We start from the raw sequence: 21,534 nt of genomic DNA, 5'->3' as shown, positions 1-21,534 counted from the left end.
CACGATGTTGGATACACGCTTAGTCCGCAGCCAGCTCGAGCAGACTGCGGAACAGCTCGCGCGCCGGGGATTTGCCCTGGACGTCGAAGCGTTTCGCGCGCTCGAGGAGCGCCGCAAGTCGGTCCAGGTGGAAACGCAGAACCTGCAGAACGAGCGCAATACCCGCTCCAAATCCATCGGCCAGGCCAAGGCCCGCGGCGAGGACATCGAACCTCTTCTGGCGGCGGTACAGGGGCTGGGCGATCAGCTGCAGGAGAAGGAAACGGAACTGGCATCGATCCAGTCCCGCATGGAGGACCTGCTGCTGGGCGTGCCGAATATCCTGGATGCCGACGTGCCCGAGGGCCGCAGCGAGGACGACGATGTCGAGATACTGCGCTGGGGCGAGCCGCCCCGATTCGGCTTCGAGGCCAAGGACCACGTCGATCTCGGCGTGGGGCTGGGTTACGCGGACTTCGAGGCCGCGGTCAAGCTGACCGGCTCGCGCTTCGTGGTCCTGACGGGGCCGCTGGCCCGGCTGCAGCGCGCCCTCGCGCAGTTCATGCTCGATACCCACACCGGCCACCACGGCTACGTCGAAACCTATGTGCCGTTCATAGTCAATGCCGACAGCCTGCGCGGCACGGGGCAATTGCCGAAGTTCGAGGAAGATCTGTTCAAGATCGAACACGATCCGGCGTTCTATCTCATCCCCACCGCCGAAGTGCCGGTGACCAACCTGGTCCGCGACGAGATCGTCGAGGCCGAGCGCCTGCCGTTGAAGTTCGTCTGCCATACCCCTTGTTTCCGCAGCGAAGCCGGCTCCTACGGCCGCGACGTGCGGGGGCTGATTCGCCAGCATCAGTTCGAGAAAATCGAGCTGGTCCAGATCACCCGTCCGGAGGATTCGGCGGCGGCCCACGAGGCGCTGACCGGGCACGCCGAGACCATCCTGCAGAAGCTCGGTCTGCCGTACCGCCGGATCGTGCTGTGCGCCGGCGACACCGGCTTCTCCTCGGCCAAGACCTACGACCTGGAAGTCTGGCTGCCGGGGCAGCAGGCCTACCGGGAAATCTCCTCCTGCAGCAATTTCCGCGATTTCCAGGCCCGCCGGCTGCAGGCGCGCTGGCGCAATCCCGAAACCGGCAAGCCGGAGCTGGTGCATACGCTCAACGGCTCGGGGCTGGCGGTGGGACGAACCCTGGTCGCGGTCATGGAAAACTATCAGGACGAGCAGGGGCGGATCCGGGTGCCAGAGGTCCTGGCGCCTTACATGGGCGGCGTCACCGTCATCGAATAAGCGAGCGAGGCCATGAGCGAATTGTGGATCACACTGGCCGAGGCCACGGCTTCGGTGCTGGGGGAGGGCGCCTGTCAACTGCCTGGGGACGCGGCCGAAGCGGCGGCGTTCGAAGCGCGCGTGGCGGCTCGCACCGCCCATAGGGAAGCGAAACGCCAGCGCAACATCGAACGCATTCTGGAACTTACCGCCGCGGAGTTGCCGCAATACGCGTCGCAGGAGCCGGTCCGCGCCGATTGGCTGGAAACCTTCTTCCGGCTGGCGCAGGACGTCGGCGAGCCAGAAGCGCAGGAATTCTGGGCGCGCGTGCTGGCGAAGGAGACGGCGGCGCCGGGCTTCTATTCGCAGCGTACGCTGGCGTGCTTGAGCCAGATGGAGGCCTGGGAACTGAGCGGCTTTTCCGAGTATTGCGCCTTCGTTTTCGCCTTCGAATCCGGCTGGCGCTTCCTGTTCGACGAATCTCTGACACGGCAGGAAATGTGGAGCTATGTGCGCGGCAACGACCTGACCCAGCATTTCATCGGCATCGGATTGCTTTCGCTGGAAACCGGGGTGTTGAGCGGGAGTTCGCGCGGTCTTCGGGTGAACTATTTCGACCGGGTGTACGAAGTGGCTAAGCCGGCGGGCGAAGAGCCGGGCAGCGTGAGCTACCGTAAATTTTCCGTGATCGGCCATCAACTCGCCGCCGCCGTAAGGGTCAAGCCGTTCAACGGTTATGCCCGCAATCTGATCAAGCGGATCGGGGACGAACGGGGCGTCGCACTGGCGCAGGTCGAGCTGCAGCCTCAGTGATGCGCTTGATCCGTAAAGGCTTTCTGTCTTGGCGGGGTGGGCTCGAGTTGACGGACACCGCCCCAGTCCCGACAATACACGCCTTTTTTGCGTACTGCACCGACGATACGACGCGCGTAGCGGCCCAATGACTTTCCAGCCTTCGGACACCACAGCGCTCGTTTCCATCCGCGGCCTGAGTTTTTCCCGCAACGGTCGCAAGATCTTCGACAAGATCGACCTCGACATCCCCCGCGGCAAGATCACCGCCATCATGGGCCCCAGCGGCACCGGGAAGACCACGCTGCTCAAGCTCATCGGCGGGCAGCTTCGCCCGGATAGCGGTAGCGTTCGGGTGGACGGGATCAACGTGCACCGGTTGGGGTTGGATGAGCTGTATGCCCTGCGCAAGCGCATGGGCATGCTGTTCCAGAGCGGGGCGCTGCTCACCGACCTTTCGGTTTACGAGAACGTCGCCTTCCCCTTGCGCGAGCATACCCGCTTGCCGGAATCGATGATCCGCACCCTGGTGCTGATGAAGCTCGAAGCCGTGGGTTTGCGAGGCGCCCGCGACCTGATGCCGGCCCAGCTTTCGGGCGGGATGGCGAGGCGCGTCGCGCTGGCGCGGGCCATCGTGCTGGATCCGATGATGATCATGTACGACGAACCGTTCACGGGCCAGGATCCCATTTCCATGGGGGTGCTGGTGCAGCTGATCCACGACCTCAACCACGGGCTGGGTCTGACCAGTATCGTGGTTTCGCACGATGTGCAGGAGACTGCCTCGATTGCGGACTACGTCTACCTGATCTCGGGAGGCAAAGTGGTCGGGCGCGGCACGCCGGTGGAAGTGGCGCAATCGGATTCGCCCTGGATCAGGCAGTTCATGGACGGGCTGCCGGACGGCCCGGTCCATTTCCATTATCCTTCCAAGGATTACGCGAGCGATCTGCTGGGTTTCGTGGCGAGTTGATGAATACCGTGTTGAAGCCGTTCCAGCTTCTCGGCCAGTCTGCGCTGGTCAGCGTCCGCAAACTGGGGCGGGCCCATCTGTTCATTCTGCACGTTCTGACGGGATTGCCAGGGCTGGTCGCGCGCCTGCGGCTGCTGATCGTTCAGATGTATTCGGTCGGCGTGCTGAGTATCCTTCTGATCATGATCTCGGGCCTGTTCGTCGGCATGGTGCTCGGGCTGCAGGGCTACTATGTCCTCTCGGATTTCGGCGCGGAGGAGAGTCTGGGCGTGATGGTGGCCGCGTCGCTGGTGCGGGAACTCGGTCCCGTGGTGACGGCGCTCCTGTTCGCTGGCCGGGCCGGTTCCGCCTTGACGGCGGAAATCGGCCTCATGAAGGCGACCGAGCAGCTTTCCGGCATGGAAATGATGGCGGTTGATCCGGTGAAGCGGATCATCGCACCGCGCTATTTCGCCGGTGTGGTTTCGATGCCGCTGCTGGCGGCGCTGTTCAGCATCATCGGCGTGCTAGGCGGCTATTTCGTCGGCGTCGGCCTTCTCGGCGTGGACGAAGGCGCATTCCGCTCCCAGATGCAGGCCAAGATCGATTTCGACGAGGACATCGTCAACGGCGTAATCAAGAGCCTGGTTTTCGGTGCGGTCGTCACCTGGATCGCGGTATTCGAGGGCTATGATGCCGTGCCGACCTCGGAAGGCGTCAGCCGTGCGACGACGCGGTCGGTGGTCTATTCGGCGTTCGCAGTGCTGGGCTGCGACTTCGTGCTCACGGCCCTGATGTTTGGAAAGGATTGAGGCGTGCATTCAAAATCGATCGAAATCTGGGTGGGGATATTCGTCGCCCTGGGGCTGGCGTCGCTGTTTCTGCTCGCCATGAAGGTGAGCAATCTCAGCGAGTTCGAGACCGGCGCTGAAGGCTACAGGATCATTGGGCGGTTCCAGAATGTCGGCAGCCTCCGGCCTCGCGCGGCCGTCTCCATGGGGGGGGTGCGGATCGGGCGGGTCACGTCGGTGTCCTTCGACAAGGCCTCGTACGAGGCTGTCGTAGAAATGCGCATCGACCGGCGGTACGACACCCTTCCCAGTGATACCAGCGCCAGCATCCTGACCGCAGGCCTCTTGGGAGAGCAGTATGTCGGCCTTACACCCGGCGGGAGCGACGACTACCTGGGCGAAGGCGGGCAGATCGAGTTGACCCAGTCGGCTCTCGTCCTGGAGGAAGTCATCAGCCGTTTCCTGTTCAACAAGGCGGAGGGCGATGGCAAGTCCGAGGACAAATCGGGCAAAGGGAAATAGCCATGCATCCGCCTGGCGGCTCGAAGCGCGTTTTCGCCTTGCACGAGGCGGCCCAAGGGCGGTATTCGGTGAGCGGCGAGCTTACTTACGCCACGGCGCCGGCGGCGCTCAAGCGGACCCTCAGGCTGTTTCGGGCGCAAACCAGCGTGGTGTTCGATCTGCGCAAGGTGGCACGCGCCGACAGTGCCGGCATCGCCCTGCTGATCGAATGGGTGAGGCTGGCCCGAAAGAGCGGCGCGTCCCTGCGCTTGGAAAATATGCCGGACCAGGTCGAGAATCTGGTTCGCGTGTCCGGAACCGGCGCCTTGCTGGCGTCTTGTTCCGGACCCGCATCTCAACCTACGGATACAGAACTACATGGATAAACTTCTCATCGGAGGCGGACGACCGCTTTCCGGCGAACTGCGAATCTCCGGCGCCAAGAATGCGGCCCTGCCGGTTCTAGCCGCGACCTTGCTGTCGGACGGCCCCGTGACCGTGGGTAATGTTCCCCATCTTCACGACATCACGACCACCATGGAACTGCTCGGCCGCATGGGCTTGAATCTCATGGTCGACGAAAAGCTGAACATCGAGGTCGATCCGAGCACCATCCAGAATTTTTTCGCACCGTACGAACTGGTCCGGACCATGCGGGCTTCGATCCTGGTGCTGGGGCCGTTGCTGGCGCGTTTCGGCCGGGCCGAAGTCTCGCTGCCGGGCGGCTGTGCCATCGGAACCCGACCGGTCAATCTTCACCTGGAAGGACTGGCCGCCATGGGGGCCGACATCAACGTCCGCAATGGTTACATTTATGCCGAGGCGAAAAGGCTGAAAGGCTGCCGGCTGGTGCTGGACCAGGTGACCGTGACCGGCACCGAGAACCTGATGATGGCCGCGGCGCTTGCCGAAGGCGTGACCATTATCGAGAACGCAGCGAGGGAGCCGGAGGTGGTCGATCTCGCCAATTTCATCAATGCCATGGGCGGCAAGGTGAGTGGGGCGGGGACGGACGTCCTGCAGATCGAAGGCGTCGACTCGCTGAGCGGCGAAGGGCTGAGCTACCGGATCCTGCCGGACCGCATCGAAACGGGGACTTACCTGGTTGCCACGGCGATGACGGGCGGCCGTGTGAAACTCAAGGGGACCCGCCCCGACCTGCTGGATGCGGTTCTGGCCAAGCTGGAGGAGGCCGGCGCCGAAATCGCGCTGGGTGAAGACTGGATCGAGCTGGACATGAAGGGCCGGAGGCCGCAGGCGGTCTCGCTCCATACAGCGCCCTATCCGGCGTTTCCCACCGACATGCAGGCCCAGTTCACCGCGATGAACAGCGTTGCCGAGGGTGTAGGCGTCATCACCGAAACGGTGTTCGAAAACCGCTTCATGCACGTCCAGGAAATGCAGCGCATGGGCGCCGACATCAAGCTGGAGTCCAACACCGCCATCGTCAAGGGTGTATCCCGGCTGACCGGGGCGCCGGTCATGGCGACCGACCTGCGCGCTTCGGCCAGCCTGGTGCTGGCGGGTCTGGTGGCCGAGGGGCAGACCAAGGTTGACCGCATCTACCACATCGACCGCGGCTACGAATGCATCGAGGAAAAGCTGGCCCAGCTCGGCGCCGAGATCCGCCGGGTGCCGAACTAGAGGCCATGCTGACCATCGCCGTCTCCAAGGGGCGCATCTACGAAGAAGCCCTGCCGCTTTTGGCCGATGCCGGCATCGTGCCGTCGGTGGATCCGGACAAGAGCCGCAAGCTGATCCTTCCCACCAGCCGGGAGGACGTGCAACTCGTCATCATCCGGGCGGCGGATGTGCCCACCTACGTCGAATACGGCGCGGCCGACCTCGGCATCGCCGGCAAGGATGTGCTGGTGGAATACGAAGGCGAGGGACTTTACGAGCCGCTCGATTTAGGGATAGCGCGCTGCCGGCTGATGACGGCTGGGCCACGGGAGATGCCGGCTTCCAGCCGCCGTCTGCGGGTTGCTACCAAGTATGTGAACACCGCCAAGCGCTTTTTCGCCCGGCGCGGTGTGCAGGCCGAGGTCATCAAGCTGTACGGCTCGATGGAGCTGGCGCCTCTGGTCGGCTTGGCCGACTGCATCGTCGATCTGGTCGACACCGGCAACACTTTGCGTGCGAACGGTCTGGAGCCGCTGGAACTGATCATGGACATCAGCAGCCGCCTGGTGGTGAACAAGGCGGCCATGAAGATGAAACATGGAGCCATTACGGAACTCGTAGGCCATCTGGCGCGGATCGTTTCGGAGCGGGCCGCTCGGGAGGGGTAAGTTTATGACAGAAGTAAGAATCAAACGGCTTGACACCGCGGATGCGGATTTCGCTTTGCAATTGGATCGGCTGCTTGCCTGGAACGAGAGCGAGGACGCCGAGATCCATCAACGCGTGATCGAGATCATCGGCCGCGTCCGCCGCGAGGGCGATGCCGCCCTGGTGGAGCTTACGGCACGCTTCGACAATTTCGTCGTGGACGATGCCGGGGCGCTTGAACTCCCAAGGGATGCGCTGGAAGCGGCCTGGCAGGCGCTGCCCACCGAACGCGCCAAGGCTCTGCGGGAGGCGGCGGAGCGCATCCGGGCCTATGCCGAGCGGCAAAAGCTCGAATCCTGGGACTACCGCGAAGCCGACGGCACGCTGCTGGGCCAGCAGATCACGCCGCTCGACCGGGTCGGCCTGTATGTGCCCGGAGGCAAGGCCGCGTATCCGTCCTCGGTGCTGATGAACGCGGTTCCCGCCAAGGTGGCCGGCGTGCCGGAACTCGTCATGGTGGTGCCGGCGCCGAGGGGAGAGTTGAACGCCCTGGTGCTGGCTGCCGCCTACATATCGGGCGTGGACCGGGTATTCCGCGTCGGCGGCGCGCAGGCCGTTGCGGCTTTGGCCTACGGCACGGAGACGGTGCCGCGGGTCGATAAGATCGTCGGTCCCGGCAATATCTACGTGGCGACTGCCAAGAAGCTGGTGTTCGGCCAGGTCGGCATCGACATGGTCGCGGGCCCGTCGGAGATCCTGGTGATTTCGGATGGGCGGACCGATCCGGACTGGATCGCCATGGATCTGTTCTCACAGGCCGAGCACGACGAGGACGCCCAGGCGATCCTGATCAGCCCGGATGCGGCCCATCTGGAGGCGGTACAGGCGAGTATCGAGCGGTTGCTGCCCGGCATGGAACGCGCCGAGGTCATCCGCACCTCACTGGAGCGGCGTGGCGGCATGATCCTGGTCGACGATTTGGAACAGGCGGCGGCGGTCGCGAACCGCATCGCGCCGGAGCATCTGGAGCTTTCGGTGGACAAGCCGGAGATTCTGGTGCGTTCGATCCGCAATGCCGGCGCCATCTTCATGGGGCGCTATACCGCGGAGGCGCTCGGCGATTACTGTGCCGGTCCCAATCACGTTCTGCCGACCTCGGGCACGGCACGCTTCTCGTCTCCGCTGGGCGTGTACGACTTCCAGAAGCGTTCCAGTCTGATCTACTGTTCGGCGGAGGGCGCGGATCAACTGGGGCGCATCGCTTCGCTGCTGGCCTGGGGCGAGGGGCTGGGAGCGCACGCCCGTTCGGCCGAATACCGGATCAGGCACCGGTAGGCAGCCGGTGCCGGTACGTCCGGCTCGTTCACAGGCGGTTTCGACGGCGAAACTGCGTCCGGAAATGTTCCCGAATGACAGCGCGCGGGTCTGCTTCCACAAGCTGGAACCCGCGTGCGTGCTACAATTGCGCGGTTTGGCTTGACCGAACTGATCACTATGCAACACAATCGGCGGCCAAACAATAAGGATGGTTTCGAAATGGATTGTTTCCAAACGGGAGTAAAACTCCTTCCGACCACCGCTGGAGAATTTTCACGATGACAGAAGGCGTCGATTCAGAGAAGCGCCGGTTCCTGACACAAGCCGCAACCATGATCGGTGCCGTCAGCGCCGGCATGGTCGCCGTGCCGTTCGTCGGTTCCATGCAGCCCAGCGCCAAGGCTCAGGCGGCCGGCGCGCCGGTCGATGTCGATATCAGCAAACTCGAGCCTGGCCAGCTCATTCGGGTGCTCTGGCGCGGCAAGCCGGTATGGGTATTGCGCCGGACTCGAGAGGAACTCGACCGTTTGGCCGCACTGGACGAAGACGTGCTGCGCGATCCCTTGTCCAAGGAATCCGATCAGCCTAAAGCGGCGACCAATGTTGCTCGCGCCTTGAAGCCTGAAGTTTTCGTGGCTGTGGGCGTCTGCACCCATCTGGGCTGTGCCCCGACGTTCCGTCCGGAAGTGGCTCCGGCCGATCTGGGTCCTGACTGGCCCGGCGGCTTCTTTTGCCCCTGCCACGGCTCGCGCTTCGATCTGGCCGGCCGCGTATTCAAAGGGGTTCCGGCGCCCAAGAATCTGGACATCCCACCCTATAAATATCTGAGCGACACCCTGATCCTGGTGGGGGTTGCCGGCGAGGAGGAGGCCTGATGCCCAACGAGAGAATGAAAGCCGTCATGGACTGGGTGGATGAGCGCCTTCCGGTGAGCGCGTTCATTCGCGACCAATTGACCCATTACTTCGCGCCGAAGAACCTCAACTTCCTCTATTTCTTCGGCTCGCTCGCCCTGTTCGTGCTGGTCAACCAGATCGTCACCGGCATCTTCCTGGCGATGCACTACAAGCCGGACGCGGGCCTCGCTTTCGACTCGATCGAATACATCATGCGCGACGTCAAATGGGGCTGGCTGCTGCGCTACATGCATTCGACCGGCGCCTCGGCGTTCTTCATCGTGATCTATCTGCACATGTTCCGGGCGTTGTTCTACGGATCGTACAAGAAGCCCCGCGAGCTGTTGTGGCTGTTTGGCATGGTGATCTTTCTGTTGCTGGCGGCCGAGGCCTTCATGGGTTATCTGCTGCCCTGGGGCCAGATGTCGTATTGGGGCGCGCAGGTGATCATTTCGCTGTTCGGCGCGATCCCGGTGATCGGCGAGGATCTCGCCACCTGGGTGCGGGGCGACTACGTTGTGGCCGATGCCACGCTGAACCGGTTCTTCGCCCTGCATGTCGTGGCGATTCCGCTGGCCATCGTGATGCTGGTGGTGCTGCATCTGGCCGCGCTGCATACCTCGGGTTCGGGCAATCCTGACGGTATCGAGATCAAGGAAAAAAAGGATGCCGAAGGCGTACCCCTGGACGGCATTCCCTTGCACCCGTACTACACGGTGAAGGATTTATATGCCATGGCGATCTTCGTGCTGCTCTTTGCCGTGGTCGTGTTTTACGCACCGGAGATGGGCGGCTATTTCCTGGAACACCCCAACTTCGAGCCGGCCGACCCGATGAAGACGCCGGAGCATATCGCACCGGTCTGGTATTTCGCCCCGTTCTATTCGGTCCTGCGCTCGGTGCCGGACAAGCTCGGTGGCGTCATCGCGATGGGTGCCTCGATGGTGGTGCTGTTCGGACTGCCGTGGCTGGACCGCTGCCAGGTGCGCTCGATCCGCTACCGGGGCGCCTATTACAAGACCGCCCTGACCCTGTTCGTCCTGAGCTTCATCGGGCTCGGCATCCTGGGCACCAAGCCGGTGACGCCCACCACGACGTTCCTGGCCCGGTTTTTCTCGTTCAACTACTTTGCCTTTTTCCTGCTGATGCCCTGGTACAGCCTGAAGGACAGGACCAATCCCTTGCCGGAGCGTTTGACCGAGGCCGTCATTCCCTTGGAAAAAAGGGAGGGCATCGTTTGGGAAGGTGTGCGGCGGGGTATTTCCGCGGCGGAGAATTCCGAGTGGTACGGACGCGCTTGTGCGCAGATCACCGCTTGGGCGGACAAAGCCAGGGAACTGTGCGGGATCAAGAAATGAGACGAATCGCCGGATTTTTTCTGACTTGGGTGGCCGGCAGTGCGTTGGCCGTGGAAAGCGTCATGCCGTTGGAGGACGTCGACATCGACGTCTTCGACAAGGAGTCGCTCAGGCGGGGCGCGGTGACGTACGCGAACTACTGCCAGGGCTGCCACTCCCTCAAACATCTGCGCTATTCGCGCATGGCGCACGACCTCAAGCTGGAGCAGCAGGCCCTGGAGCGGGATTTCCTGCGGGGGCAGGCCAAGCCGCAGGACAGCATGCTCAGCGCCATGCGCGCCGCCGATGCGAACGGATGGTTTGGGGTTGCGCCGCCCGATCTTTCTCTCATCGCGCGTTCACGCCATCCGGACTGGATTTACAGTTATTTGCGGGGCTTCTATCTGGACCCTTCACGACCGACGGGCGTGGATAACGCCTTCTTCCGTCAGGTCGCCATGCCGAACGTATTCGCCTCGCTGCAGGGCGCTCAGCGGCCGGTGGTCAAGAAGGGCGGAGGGGTGGAAGCCATCGTCGGTTTGAAACATGTCAGTCAGGGGGCGCTGCCGTCCGAGGAATTCGACGAGATGGTGGCCGATCTGGTCAATTTCCTGGTTTATGCCGCCGAGCCTGCACAATTGGACCGGCTGCGCATCGGCAAGTATGTGATCTCGGTGCTGATCGTTCTGGCGGTCGTCCTCTACCGGCTCAAGCGGGAATACTGGAAAGACATCGCCTGAAGCGATCATGATACAATCCGGATGGGTTGTGGCGCGCCGAGGTCCCGATCCGTCTGGCTCAACGCACGGGTTCGCTGCAACTGGGCGAGCGGACCAAGGGCCATCCATGGTGGAGGCTTCCCCCGAGGGGTGGTTTTCTCGAGTGTTCTGCCGCTTCCACAGGGATGGGCCCGCCGATTCGCGGTTGGACATGAAAGGAAGGGAGTTCCGGGCGTGATCACGACATGAAAGAGGTGTGATACGTGGCAACAGCGGCCAGCCGAAAATCCGTGATGACTCTGTTTTGCTCCCCGACCTGTGCGTACAGCCATCGTACGCGGATCGTGCTGCACGAAAAAGGGATTTCCGCGGACATTGAATATGTCGACATGAGTGATCCTCCCGAGGATCTTGTCGAGTTGAATCCCTATGGCACCATGCCGACGCTCGTCGACCGCGACTTGGTGCTTTACGACTCCCGCATCATCATGGAGTATCTCGACGAGCGTTTTCCCCACCCCCCGCTGCATCCCATGGACCCGGTCTCGCGGGCCAGGGCGCGTTTGCTGGCGCATCGGGTTGAGCATGACTGGTACAGTCTGCTGGAGGAAATCGAAAATGCGCCCGAGGGCAGAAGCCAGAAGGCCAGGAAGCAGTTGCGGGAAAGCCTGATCGCGGCTGCGCCCATCTTTGCCGCCAAGCCCTATTTCCTGAGTGACGAATTCTGTTTGGTCGACTGTTCGCTAGCACCGTTGCTGTGGCGGCTGCCCATGCTGGGCATCGATCTGCCGCGCCAGGCCGAGCCGATCAAGGCTTATGCGACCCGGCTGTTCGAGCGCCATTCGTTTCAGGCGAGCCTGAGTGAAGAGGAGCGGGAGTTCGCCGCGCCGGCCCACGTTACGCCGGAAGACGCATGATTCCTCTCAAGCCCTATCTCATACGGGCTGTTTACGACTGGCTGGTCGACAACGATTTCACGCCCTATCTGCTCGTCGACGCCGAGGCGCCCTCGGTGAACGTGCCGCGGCAATACGTGCAGGAGGGCCGCATTGTGCTCAATCTCCGCCCGCAGGCCGTGCAGCATCTGGATATGAGCAACAGCGAGGTGACGTTCAGCGCCCGTTTCGGCGGAGCCCCCACTAGCGTGTACATCCCGGTGTCGGCCGTCATGGCGCTATATGCCCGCGAAAATGGCCAGGGCATGGTGTTCGACCAGGACGAGGGGCCGGGCCCGGGCGGCGAGCCGCCGCCGGAACCGCAGGAGCCGGAGCCGAAAAAGCGGCCGGCGCTGCGGGTTGTGAAATAGGGTTTCCCGCCAACGGTCATGGTGACCAGCCGCCACGGTTGATGAAAGCGACTGCCCGCCATGATTGCGCACCCTCGCTACGCTCTCCCTCACCCCGTGCGCTCGCAAAGGGAAAGGTTGAGCGACTTTCACGTTAATAGGTCAGGGTGAGTCCGCCGTAGGCCGCAGTTCCGGTGGCGCCGTAGCCGTAGACTTCTTCGTACCACTTGTTGAGCGCGTTATCCACTCGGGTCCACAGCGACAGGCGCTCGCTGATTTCATAGGATGCCGCGAGGTTGAGGATGACGTAGCCGGCCGCGATCTGGTTCCCCGTGCTGATCCGGGGGCCGACCATCACGATGTTCGCGTGGACGTTGGCACCGCTGTCGAAACGGTAGTTGAGGTCGAATGCCCCCTTGTTGCGGGCTCTTTGATAGAGTTGGGTCCCGGTGTCCTGGTCCCGGCTGTCCATATAGGTGTAGGTTCCCCGCAGGTCCAGGCCGCTCAGCGGATTCACTTCAACATAGGTCTCTACGCCCTCGGCCGTGGCGTTGTTGATGTTTTCCATGCGGAACGCGATGGGATCGAACTGGATCAAGTCCTTGAAACGGTTGTTGAAATATACGATGCCGGCATTGCCTCTCACCGCTTTCCAGAACGGCTGTTCGATCCCGACGTCCCAGTTGGTGCTGGTTTCCGGTTTGAGGTTCGGGTTCCCCGTGTTGTACAGGGGATCGTAGAGCTGGGCGAGCGCTGGCACCTTGAAGCCGGTCCCGTAGTTTGCCTTCAAACGGGTTTCGACGCGCGGAGCAGTCCAGACCTGGCTGACACGCCAAGTCGTCTTGCCGCCGACGAAGTTGTTGTGGTCATGCCGAACGTTTGCCGTGGTGGACCACCAGTCGAAGGGATTTATCTGGTCTTCGAGAAAATATCCCAGCGTGTTGTAGCCTTTGACGAATTGCGATGGTTCGCGGATGGTCATGGTGTCCTCTTCGTCGTCGATGCCGAAGGAGATTGTGTTGGTCTCGTGCGGACGGAGGGTGTTGAGCCAGTTGACCTTGAGCTTCTCCCCCATGTAGGCCGCACGGAAAGGGTAGGGGTCGCCGGGATTGTTCGGGTTGTCGTAGCGGCGGTCGACCCAGGTGTAGGCTAGCCCGGCGGTTTGCTCCCAAAAGTTATCGAACAGTTTGAGGGTGCCGAAGCCGCGAGTGTAGATCTCGTCGGTGTTGCCTGTGTAGTTGGGATCGTCGACCGGGCGCCGGAGCAGAAAATCGTAGTTGTCCAGCTTGGTGAAGCCGTTGTCGTAGCGGAGGCTCCATCCCAGCTCCAGGTTGTCGGCAGGTTTGCCGCCGACGCGGGTGCTGACGGTGGTGTTGCGGTAGCCGTCGCGCTCGGTGGCGCCGAAATGCTGATCGGCGGCGGAAAAGCCGCGGACTTCGCGGTGGCTGGTGGTGAGGCTGTAGTTCAGGCCGGGGTCGCCGCCGGCGAGGTCGCCCATGACCCGCCAAGTGTCGTAACTGCCGCCGTCGACACTGGTTTTCAGGCGGGGTTCGCCGGTGCCCTTCTTGGTGACGATGTTGATGACGCCGCCGATGGCCTCCGAGCCATACACCGAACTGGCCGCGCCGCGCAGGATTTCGATGCGCTCGATGTTGTCGACGGTCAGGTTGGCGAAATCGAACCCGGCATTGGTCGAGGATGGATCGTTCATCTCGGTCCAGTCGATCAGGACGAGGGTTTGACCCGAATTCGCGCCTCGTAGGAATACTGAGGTCTCGCGCCCCGGACCGCCGGTTTGGGCCACGTCGAGGCCGGGAACGATGCGCAGGATCTGATCGACCGAATAAATGCCGCGCTCTTTGATGTCCTCGGCGGTCAGGACGGTGACGGAACTGCCGACCTGCCGGCTGGGCGTTTCGGTGCGGGTGGCCGTGACCACCACGGTGTCGAGTTCCTCGGGATCGCTGTCGATGGCCGATGTGTCGAAGGAAAGCGCGGCGCCGAGCGCCGTCAGGGAAAGGCGGAAAAGCCGGAATTTCACGATGAACCTCTGCATGGGATGGCCATGCACACCCGCATGGCGTTAATGATTCCACAGAGGTCGCAAGCCGGCCGCAGCCGCATCGCCGGGGTGAGCACCGGGCGGGTGGCAAAGCAGGGCGCGACCCTCGCCCTCCGCGGGGTCTTCAAATGATCGCAGGCCGGTCTCCGGGCTGATGAGAGGCGTGTCCGCCGGGCGGTTTTCTGCCTTCCCGCGCATTCGCGCAGTGGCGTCAAGAATCCACCTCGGAACGTTTGATACGTTCCGGCTCAATCACCGTTGCGGGGGCAGCGCCGGACTGGGATAAGGTATCCGCACCGGCTTCCCGTTTCACCGACCGGCGTTTCCCGCCGGCCGACACCTGTGAAGGGCGCGGATTGTAGCGTATGGAAGCGGGAGCGCCAATGGTTAATAATTGATTATCTGAGAGATTTATTTGGAGACAGGCTTATGGGCTGGGACGAGAAGCGCTTCAAGCAGCCGACCGAGGAAGAACTGAAGGGCCGGCTGAGCGAGGAACAGTATGCAATCTGCAGGGAGAATGGCACCGAACGGCCGTTCGACAATCCGTACTGGGACAACCACCGGGAAGGCATCTACGTGGACGTCGTGTCGGGCGAGCCGCTGTTCAGCTCGCGCGACAAATTCGACTCGGGGACGGGATGGCCCAGCTTCACCCGGCCGCTGGAGCCCGACCACATCATCACGTTGACCGACCGGTCCCACTTGATGACCCGGACCGAAGTGCGCAGCAGGCATGCGGATTCCCATCTGGGGCACGTTTTCGACGACGGTCCGGAGCCCGCCGGCAAGCGCTACTGCATCAATTCCAGCGCATTGCGTTTCATCCCCAAAGAGGAGTTGGCCGAGGCCGGCTACGAGGAGTATCTGACGCTTTTCAAATGATGGATATCGTGGACCGCGAAAACGAGGATAAGGTGGGAGGCCGCTTGGTCATCAGTAAAGTCAAAGGCATCAGCAAATCGACACGGATCATGCTGGCGGAGCACGGGATTTTTTCGGTCGAGGAGCTGGCCGATGCCGACGTCGGCCGGCTTACCAAAATCCCCGGCCTCAGCCGGCAGAAAGCCCAGCGCATGGTCAGGGCTGCCAAGTTCATGGTCGGCGACATGGAAAAAGGGCGTGAAGAAGCGGTCGCATCTGCCGGTGCGGCCGAGGCGGCGGAGGTTTCACTGGAGGACGCCGGCCTGGACGAGTCGCGGTGCTTCCTGAACCGGGAACTCAGCCTGCTGGAGTTCAACCGCCGGGTGCTCGATCAGGCCAAGGACACCCGGACGCCGCTGCTGGAACGGCTCAATTTTCTGAGCATCGCCTGTTCCAACATGGACGAGTTCTTCGAAATCAGGGTCGCCGGGCTGCTTCAAAAATCCGAACTCGGGGCGGCGCAGACCGACCCGGACAGCATGATGCCGCAGGAAATCCTTTCCGCCGTCAGCGAACGCGTGCACGAACTGGTCGCCGAGCAGTACCGCGTGCTCAACCAGGAACTGCTGCCCGCGCTGGAAGCCGAGGGCATCCGGTTCATCCGCCGCTCCGACTGGACCGATGCCCAGCACAAATGGCTGCGCCGGTACTTCGAGGAAGAGCTCGCGCCGATACTCAGCCCGATCGGGCTGGACCCGACCCATCCGTTTCCGCGCCCGCTCAACAAGGCCCTCAATTTCATCATCTCCCTCGCGGGGAAGGACGCCTTCGGCCGCAACATCCATCTCGCCATCCTGCAGGCACCGAGGGCGCTGCCGCGCATCATCCAGTTGCCGAAGAGCACGACCGGCGGGCGGCCGCACGATTTCGTGTTCCTGTCGTCCATCATCCACGCCTTCGTCGACGACCTCTTTCACGGCATGAAGGTGAAAGGGTGCTACCAGTTCCGGGTGACCCGCAACAGCGACCTGTTCCTGGACGAGGAGGAAATCGACGACCTGCTGCAGGCGGTCGAAGGCGAGTTGGCGAGCCGCAATTACGGCGACGAAGTGCGGCTGGAAGTGGCGGACAATTGCCCGGACACGGTGATCGAGTTCCTGCTGAGCCAGTTCGGCTTGGGCGAGGACCGCCTGTACCGGGTGGACGGCCCGGTCAATTTGAGCCGGACTCGCGAGATCTACGATCTGGTCGACCGGCCGGACCTCAAATATCCACCTTTCACGCCGGGGTGGCCGGCGCAGCTCACGGGGCACCAGGACTTCTTCGAGGTCCTGCGCCGGCAGGACATTCTGCTGCACCATCCCTTCGAGTCCTTCATCCCGGTCATCGACCTGATCCGCCAGGCCGCCGACGATCCTCAGGTGGTTGCCATCAAGCAGACGCTGTACCGCACCGGACCGGATTCGCCCATCGTCGACGCGCTGGCGCGCGCCGCCAGGGCCGGCAAGGAAGTGACCGTCGTGGTGGAACTCCTGGCGCGGTTCGACGAGCGTGCCAACATTTCACTCGCCACGCGCCTGCAGGAAGCCGGGGTACAGGTGGTCTACGGTATCGTCGGATACAAGACCCACGCGAAGATCCTGCTGATCCTCCGTCGGGAGGGGCGGGCGCTGCGGTACTACACCCATCTGGGCACCGGCAACTACCATCCCCGCACTGCCCGCATATACACCGACTACGGCCTGATGACATCGGACAAGGCGCTGGGCGAGGACGTGCAGCGGGTATTCGTCCAGCTCACCAGCCTGGGCAAGATGGGAAAGCTGCACAAGCTGCTGCAGTCGCCGTTCACTCTCCACAAGACGCTGATCCGCAAGATCGAGCGGGAAATCGAGCATGCGAAGGAGGGAAGGCCGGCGCGGATCGTCATCAAGATCAATTCCCTGGTCGAGCCCAAGCTCATACGGACGCTTTACCGCGCTTCGTGCGCCGGGGTGCCGGTCAGGCTGATCGTGCGCGGCATCTGCTGCTTGAGGCCAGGCATTCCGGCTGTTTCGGAGAACATCGAGGTACGCTCCATCATCGGACGGTTCCTCGAACACAGCCGTGTCTATTGCTTCGAGAACGGCGGGGAGCCCGAGATCTACGCGGCCAGTGCGGATTTCATGGCGCGCAACATGTTCCGCCGGGTGGAAACCTGCTTTCCCATCGAAAACAAGAAGCTGGCCGAGCGGATACGCAACGATCTCGAGCTTTATCTGAAGGACGATTGCCAGGCTTGGCAGCTGCGTACGGATGGAAGCTACGAGCGGCTGCCCGACGTCAGCCACTGCGACGCCCAGGGGGAATTGCTGGAGGCGCTCAAAAAAACCGTCTGACCGGCCGGCGGATGGCCAAGCGCCTTCCGTCCTGCCGGCCCGGCGGCATCCGTCCCGCGGATCAGACCTCGAGCATTAGCCGGACGGGATCTTCGAGCAGTTCCTTGACGGTGAAAAGGAATGACACCGCCTCACGGCCGTCGATGAGACGGTGGTCGTAGGACAGCGCCAGATAGATCATGGGCCGGATCACGATCTGACCGTCCTCTACCACCGGCCGTTCCTTGATGGCGTGCATGCCGAGGATGGCGCTTTGCGGCGGGTTGAGGATCGGCGTCGACAGCATGGAGCCGAAGATGCCGCCGTTGGTGATGGTGAAGGTACCGCCACTGAGCTCGTCGAGGCTCAATTTGCCGCTGCGGGCCTTTTGGCCGAATTCGGCGATCGCTTTCTCGATCTCGGCGAAGCCGGCTTTGTCGGCGTCGCGCAGGATCGGCACGACCAGCCCGCGGTCGGTTGAGACGGCGATGCCGATGTCGAAATAGTCGTGGTAGACGATCTCCTCGCCTTCGAGGGAGGCATTGGCGACGGGAAATCGGCGCAGCGCCTCCACCGAGGCCTTGACGAAGAACGACATGAAGCCGAGCTTGGTGCCGTGTTGCTGCTCGAATCGTGTCTTGTGCGCATTGCGGATGTCGAACACCTTCTGCAGATTCACCTCGTTGAAGGTGGTCAGGGTTGCGGTTCGGTGCTGGGCTTCCAGCATGCGCTCGGCGATCCTGACGCGCAGCCGGCTCATGGGTACCCTGCGTTCGGCCCGGCCCTGGGGGGGCAGGCTTGCCGTCTGCGCGGCGGGTCTGGTTTCCAGGAAGTCCAGCACGTCCTGCTTGGTCAGTCGTCCTTCGCGTCCGCTGGCCGGAATCTGCGCCGGATCGAGGGCGTGTTCGGCGACCAGGCGGCGCACCGCCGGGCTCAGCACTGGCGCAGGCCTTTCCGCCGCCATGGCGACCGCTGGCGCGGCGGGCCGAATGTCCGTGTCGATCACGGCGATCGGCTGTCCGCCGACCACGACGTCGCCCCTGCCGCCGTGCAGTTCAGTGACCACGCCGTCTTCGGGTGCTGGAACTTCCAGCACGACCTTGTCGGTTTCGAGGTCGACCAGATTCTCCCCCCTGCCGACCGCCTCGCCGATTTTCTTGTGCCAGTCCAGCAGCGTCGCGTCGCTGACAGATTCAGGCAGAGGAGGCACGTTGATTTCGATGCGCATGGGTTATTTCCATGGTAGCGGTGGGATTGACCGGGAGAACCAGGGCGCGTTCCACCAGCATTTTCTGCTGTTCCAGGTGCTGCCGGAAGTTGCCGACTGCGGGCGAGGCGGACATCGGGGGACCTGCATAGCCGATATTGAAGGAACGGCCCGGAACGCCGGGGAAGCGGTGCTTGATCTGGTGCCAGGCGCCCTGGTTTTCCGGCTCTTCCTGGCACCAGATCAATTCCTCCAGCTTGGGATAGCGTTCCAGCATCGCCAGAAAATCCTCCCGCGGGAATGGATAGAGCTGCTCGATGCGGACCAGGGCGACATGGTTCAGGTTGTCCCGCCGCCGGGATTCCAACAGATCGTAATAGACCTTGCCCGCGCACAGCACCAGGCGGGTGATTCCGGCCGGTTCATGCGGATCGGTCTCGCCGATCAGGCAGCGGAAGCCTCCCTGGGCGAACTCGGCGAGGCAGGAAGTGGCCAGCTTGTGGCGCAGCAGGCTCTTGGGCGTCAGCACGATCAGCGGGCGGCGGTAGGGACGCAGCAACTGGCGCCGTAGCAGATGGAAAATCTGGGCCGGCGTGGTCGGCACACAGACCTGCATGTTGTCGCCGGCGCAAAGCTGGAGATAGCGTTCCAGTCGGGCCGAGGAATGCTCGGGGCCCTGTCCCTCATAGCCGTGCGGAAGCAGCAGGGTCAGGCCGCTCAGGCGGCCCCACTTGGTTTCGCCGGAGGAGATGAACTGGTCGATCACCACCTGGGCATTGTTGGCGAAGTCGCCGAACTGGGCCTCCCAGATGACCAGGGTTTCGGGTTCCGAACTGCTGTAGCCGTATTCGAAGCCCAGCACCCCCTCCTCGGACAACAGCGAATCGTAGATGTCGAACCTGCCCTGGCCGGCTTTCAGGTGCTGAAGCGGGGCATAGGCTTGTCCTGTGCGCTGGTCGTGGACGATGGCATGGCGGTGGAAGAACGTGCCGCGCCCGACGTCCTGGCCCGTCAGCCGGATGTTGCGGCCTTCCCACAGAAGGGAGGCGTAGGCGAGGGTCTCGGCGAATCCCCAGTCGGCGGGAAGTTCGCCCGCCGCCATGCGCCGTCGCGCCGCATGGATCGCTTCGACCCTGGCGTGTGCTTCGAAGCCGGGGGCCAGCGCCGTCATCCGCTCCGCCATGGCGGCGAGGTCCGCCATCGGCAAGCCCGTCTCCGCGGGCGTAGTCCAGTCCGCGCCGCGATAGCGGTCCCACCGGGTCTTGACGTAGCCGGCGGAGTCCCCCAGCAGCGGTCTGGACACGGTTTCCCCTCTGGCGAGAGCTTCCTGATAGTCGTGATCCATCCGCGCAGCGTCCTCTGCGGAAATGATGCCAGCTGCGGCGAGTTGTTCGGCATATAACGCCCGTACAGGCGGATGCCGGCGGATGAAGCGGTACATCAGCGGCTGGGTGACGGCCGGCTCGTCTGCCTCGTTATGGCCGTGGCGGCGGTAGCAAAGCAGGTCGACCACCACGTCGCGCCTGAACTTCATCCGGTAGTCGACGGCGAGCCGGGTGATGTACAGCACTGCTTCGGGGTCGTCGCCGTTCACGTGGAACACCGGCGCCTGGATCATGTTGGCGACATCGGTGCAGTACAGCGTGGAGCGTGCATCGAAGGGGTTGCTGGTGGTGAAGCCGATCTGGTTGTTGATGACGATGTGTATCGTGCCGCCTGTCGTATAAGCGCGGGTTTCCGCCATGTTGAGGGTTTCCATGACCACGCCTTGCCCGGCAAAAGCGGCGTCGCCATGAATGAGCACCGGCACCACGGCGGCCTCGGCGTCGCCGGCAAGCCGGTCCTGGCGCGCCCGCACCGATCCCTCGACCACGGGGTCGATGATTTCCAGGTGCGAGGGATTGAACGCCAGGGTCAGGTGGACCGGGCCGCCGGCACTCTCCACATCGGAGGAAAACCCCAGGTGATACTTGACGTCGCCGGACCCGCTGTCCTGACTCTCGGTGCCCTCGAATTCGCGGAACAGCAGTTCGGGTTTCTTGCCGAGGATGTTTACCAGGACGTTGAGGCGGCCGCGGTGCGCCATGCCGAGGACGACTTCCCGCGTGCCCTTGGCGCCGCAGCGCTGGATCAGTTCGTCGAGGAGGGGAATCAGGCTTTCGGCGCCCTCCAGTGAGAACCGCTTCTGCCCCACGTATTTGCGGTGCAGATATTTTTCGATGCCCTCGGCGGCGGTGAGGAGGCGCAGCAGCTCCCGCTTTTGTTCCGGGTCGAAATGGCCCTGGGCGCGCGAGCCTTCCAGGCTCTGCCGGAGCCACTCCCTGATCTCGGGTTCCATGATATGCATGTACTCTACGCCTACATGCCGGCAATAGGTCGCCCGCAGGGTGTCCAGAATGCTTTTCAGCGGCAGCTTCTCGTCGCTGTGCAGAACGTCCAGGTAGAAGGCGGCTTCCATGTCCCTGGCATCGAGGCCGTAGCGGGCTGGATCCAGGTTACGCGAAGGCGAAGTCGGCTTCAGCGGGTTGTTGTCTGCCGACAGATGACCATGCGTGCGGTACCGGTCGATCAGCCGGTCCACTGCCGCCTGCTTGCGCACGGCCCGGTCGGCGTCCCCGGTTCGGAGGGGAACGGCCGGTTCGGCCGCCCTGCCTTCGCGGACGGCGCGGAACTTCTCCTGCCAGTCCGGCGCCACGGCTTCCGGGTCGCGCAGGAACTGCTCGTACAGCGCTTCGACGAAACCGGCGTTGTCTTCGGAAAATGCAGTGGTGTTTGGAAATAGTCCGGGTTTGCTGCTCATCTCACGCGTTCCTTGCCAAAGACACAGTCGGCTCGGAGGGATACACGGAATTGTGGGGGGCAAGGCGGTGAGCTTTCAAGACCTGAAACACTGGGGGAAATCCGTTTGGGGCGGACCGGCTCTTC

At 63.0% G+C, this 21,534-nt stretch carries 19 protein-coding genes and 1 riboswitch; of the genes, 16 read left to right on the top strand and 3 right to left on the bottom strand.

The annotated features are described in order from the left end of the window. Positions 1-4 precede the first annotated feature (4 nt). The 14 genes from serS to OOT43_RS05405 all read left to right on the top strand — a co-directional run bounded on the left by serS (position 5) and on the right by OOT43_RS05405 (position 12,140). A complete protein-coding gene (gene serS, locus OOT43_RS05470) occupies positions 5-1,279 on the top strand; it encodes a serine--tRNA ligase (RefSeq protein WP_266023787.1) in 1,275 nt (424 codons plus the stop codon). Positions 1,280-1,291: 12 nt separating this feature from the next. Further along, positions 1,292-2,071, top strand: a complete 780-nt coding sequence (locus OOT43_RS05465; protein WP_266023785.1) for a DUF2806 domain-containing protein — start codon at positions 1,292-1,294, stop codon at positions 2,069-2,071. A gap of 127 nt (positions 2,072-2,198) precedes the next feature. After that, a complete protein-coding gene (locus OOT43_RS05460; RefSeq protein WP_266023784.1) occupies positions 2,199-3,023 on the top strand; it encodes an ABC transporter ATP-binding protein in 825 nt (274 codons plus the stop codon). Next, positions 3,023-3,814: a lipid asymmetry maintenance ABC transporter permease subunit MlaE gene (gene mlaE, locus OOT43_RS05455; RefSeq protein ID WP_266023783.1), complete on the top strand. Its 792-nt coding sequence runs from the start codon at positions 3,023-3,025 to the stop codon at positions 3,812-3,814. The genes OOT43_RS05460 and mlaE overlap by 1 nt, the downstream gene beginning before the upstream one ends. A gap of 3 nt (positions 3,815-3,817) precedes the next feature. Further along, entirely contained in the window at positions 3,818-4,315 is a 498-nt protein-coding gene (gene mlaD / locus OOT43_RS05450) for an outer membrane lipid asymmetry maintenance protein MlaD (RefSeq protein ID WP_266023782.1), read from the top strand. A gap of 2 nt (positions 4,316-4,317) precedes the next feature. Then, on the top strand, positions 4,318-4,680 hold the full coding sequence (locus OOT43_RS05445) for an STAS domain-containing protein (protein ID WP_266023781.1): 363 nt from the start codon (positions 4,318-4,320) through the stop codon (positions 4,678-4,680). Then, complete coding sequence (gene murA, locus OOT43_RS05440; protein ID WP_266023780.1) at positions 4,673-5,938, top strand: UDP-N-acetylglucosamine 1-carboxyvinyltransferase; 1,266 nt, start codon at positions 4,673-4,675, stop codon at positions 5,936-5,938. The genes OOT43_RS05445 and murA overlap by 8 nt, the downstream gene beginning before the upstream one ends. A 5-nt stretch (positions 5,939-5,943) precedes the next feature. Further along, on the top strand, positions 5,944-6,585 hold the full coding sequence (gene hisG / locus OOT43_RS05435) for an ATP phosphoribosyltransferase (protein WP_266023777.1): 642 nt from the start codon (positions 5,944-5,946) through the stop codon (positions 6,583-6,585). Positions 6,586-6,589: 4 nt separating this feature from the next. Continuing rightward, the gene (gene hisD / locus OOT43_RS05430; protein WP_266023776.1) at positions 6,590-7,900 is read left to right on the top strand and encodes a histidinol dehydrogenase; all 1,311 of its coding nucleotides are present in this window, start codon (positions 6,590-6,592) and stop codon (positions 7,898-7,900) included. Between the two features lie 260 nt (positions 7,901-8,160). Further along, positions 8,161-8,757 (top strand): ubiquinol-cytochrome c reductase iron-sulfur subunit, encoded by a 597-nt coding sequence (gene petA, locus OOT43_RS05425; RefSeq protein WP_266023775.1) that lies wholly within the window; start codon positions 8,161-8,163, stop codon positions 8,755-8,757. Further along, positions 8,757-10,136, top strand: a complete 1,380-nt coding sequence (locus OOT43_RS05420) for a cytochrome b (RefSeq protein ID WP_266023773.1) — start codon at positions 8,757-8,759, stop codon at positions 10,134-10,136. The genes petA and OOT43_RS05420 overlap by 1 nt, the downstream gene beginning before the upstream one ends. Further along, on the top strand, positions 10,133-10,855 hold the full coding sequence (locus tag OOT43_RS05415) for a cytochrome c1 (protein ID WP_266023772.1): 723 nt from the start codon (positions 10,133-10,135) through the stop codon (positions 10,853-10,855). Before OOT43_RS05420 ends, OOT43_RS05415 begins: the two co-directional genes overlap by 4 nt. Positions 10,856-11,097: 242 nt before the next feature. Next, a complete protein-coding gene (locus tag OOT43_RS05410; RefSeq protein WP_266023771.1) occupies positions 11,098-11,751 on the top strand; it encodes a glutathione S-transferase N-terminal domain-containing protein in 654 nt (217 codons plus the stop codon). Further along, complete coding sequence (locus tag OOT43_RS05405; RefSeq protein WP_266023770.1) at positions 11,748-12,140, top strand: ClpXP protease specificity-enhancing factor; 393 nt, start codon at positions 11,748-11,750, stop codon at positions 12,138-12,140. The genes OOT43_RS05410 and OOT43_RS05405 overlap by 4 nt, the downstream gene beginning before the upstream one ends. Positions 12,141-12,273: 133 nt before the next feature. On the opposite strand, the gene OOT43_RS05400 is transcribed toward OOT43_RS05405, so the two are convergent. After that, positions 12,274-14,160, bottom strand: a complete 1,887-nt coding sequence (locus OOT43_RS05400; protein ID WP_266023769.1) for a TonB-dependent receptor plug domain-containing protein — start codon at positions 14,158-14,160, stop codon at positions 12,274-12,276. Between the two features lie 141 nt (positions 14,161-14,301). Then, positions 14,302-14,540: riboswitch (cobalamin riboswitch) on the bottom strand. A gap of 70 nt (positions 14,541-14,610) precedes the next feature. Here OOT43_RS05400 and msrB point away from each other — a divergent pair. Then, positions 14,611-15,066 carry a peptide-methionine (R)-S-oxide reductase MsrB gene (gene msrB / locus OOT43_RS05395; RefSeq protein ID WP_266023768.1) on the top strand — a complete coding sequence of 152 codons (456 nt, stop codon included), beginning with the start codon at positions 14,611-14,613 and terminating at the stop codon, positions 15,064-15,066. After that, complete coding sequence (gene ppk1 / locus OOT43_RS05390) at positions 15,063-17,423, top strand: polyphosphate kinase 1 (protein ID WP_266023767.1); 2,361 nt, start codon at positions 15,063-15,065, stop codon at positions 17,421-17,423. Before msrB ends, ppk1 begins: the two co-directional genes overlap by 4 nt. A 61-nt stretch (positions 17,424-17,484) precedes the next feature. Here ppk1 and odhB read toward each other — a convergent pair whose 3' ends face one another. Next, on the bottom strand, positions 17,485-18,630 hold the full coding sequence (gene odhB, locus OOT43_RS05385) for a 2-oxoglutarate dehydrogenase complex dihydrolipoyllysine-residue succinyltransferase (RefSeq protein WP_266023766.1): 1,146 nt from the start codon (positions 18,628-18,630) through the stop codon (positions 17,485-17,487). Beyond that, a complete protein-coding gene (locus OOT43_RS05380; protein ID WP_266023765.1) occupies positions 18,596-21,409 on the bottom strand; it encodes a 2-oxoglutarate dehydrogenase E1 component in 2,814 nt (937 codons plus the stop codon). Before OOT43_RS05380 ends, odhB begins: the two co-directional genes overlap by 35 nt. Positions 21,410-21,534: the final 125 nt, after the last annotated feature.

Source organism: Methylococcus mesophilus, assembly GCF_026247885.1.
Lineage (GTDB): Bacteria > Pseudomonadota > Gammaproteobacteria > Methylococcales > Methylococcaceae > Methylococcus > Methylococcus mesophilus.
Note: the sequence above shows the minus strand (reverse complement) of the source record. Positions and strands in the feature narration are given on the sequence as shown.

Coding starts and splice junctions, on each gene's coding strand:
- serS (WP_266023787.1), top strand. CDS start 5: ATGTTGGATACACGCTTAGTCCGCAGCCAGCTCGAGCAGACTGCGGAA.
- OOT43_RS05465 (WP_266023785.1), top strand. CDS start 1,292: ATGAGCGAATTGTGGATCACACTGGCCGAGGCCACGGCTTCGGTGCTG.
- OOT43_RS05460 (WP_266023784.1), top strand. CDS start 2,199: ATGACTTTCCAGCCTTCGGACACCACAGCGCTCGTTTCCATCCGCGGC.
- mlaE (WP_266023783.1), top strand. CDS start 3,023: ATGAATACCGTGTTGAAGCCGTTCCAGCTTCTCGGCCAGTCTGCGCTG.
- OOT43_RS05445 (WP_266023781.1), top strand. CDS start 4,318: ATGCATCCGCCTGGCGGCTCGAAGCGCGTTTTCGCCTTGCACGAGGCG.
- murA (WP_266023780.1), top strand. CDS start 4,673: ATGGATAAACTTCTCATCGGAGGCGGACGACCGCTTTCCGGCGAACTG.
- hisG (WP_266023777.1), top strand. CDS start 5,944: ATGCTGACCATCGCCGTCTCCAAGGGGCGCATCTACGAAGAAGCCCTG.
- hisD (WP_266023776.1), top strand. CDS start 6,590: ATGACAGAAGTAAGAATCAAACGGCTTGACACCGCGGATGCGGATTTC.
- petA (WP_266023775.1), top strand. CDS start 8,161: ATGACAGAAGGCGTCGATTCAGAGAAGCGCCGGTTCCTGACACAAGCC.
- OOT43_RS05420 (WP_266023773.1), top strand. CDS start 8,757: ATGCCCAACGAGAGAATGAAAGCCGTCATGGACTGGGTGGATGAGCGC.
- OOT43_RS05415 (WP_266023772.1), top strand. CDS start 10,133: ATGAGACGAATCGCCGGATTTTTTCTGACTTGGGTGGCCGGCAGTGCG.
- OOT43_RS05405 (WP_266023770.1), top strand. CDS start 11,748: ATGATTCCTCTCAAGCCCTATCTCATACGGGCTGTTTACGACTGGCTG.
- msrB (WP_266023768.1), top strand. CDS start 14,611: ATGGGCTGGGACGAGAAGCGCTTCAAGCAGCCGACCGAGGAAGAACTG.
- ppk1 (WP_266023767.1), top strand. CDS start 15,063: ATGATGGATATCGTGGACCGCGAAAACGAGGATAAGGTGGGAGGCCGC.
- odhB (WP_266023766.1), bottom strand. CDS start 18,630: ATGCGCATCGAAATCAACGTGCCTCCTCTGCCTGAATCTGTCAGCGAC.
- OOT43_RS05380 (WP_266023765.1), bottom strand. CDS start 21,409: ATGAGCAGCAAACCCGGACTATTTCCAAACACCACTGCATTTTCCGAA.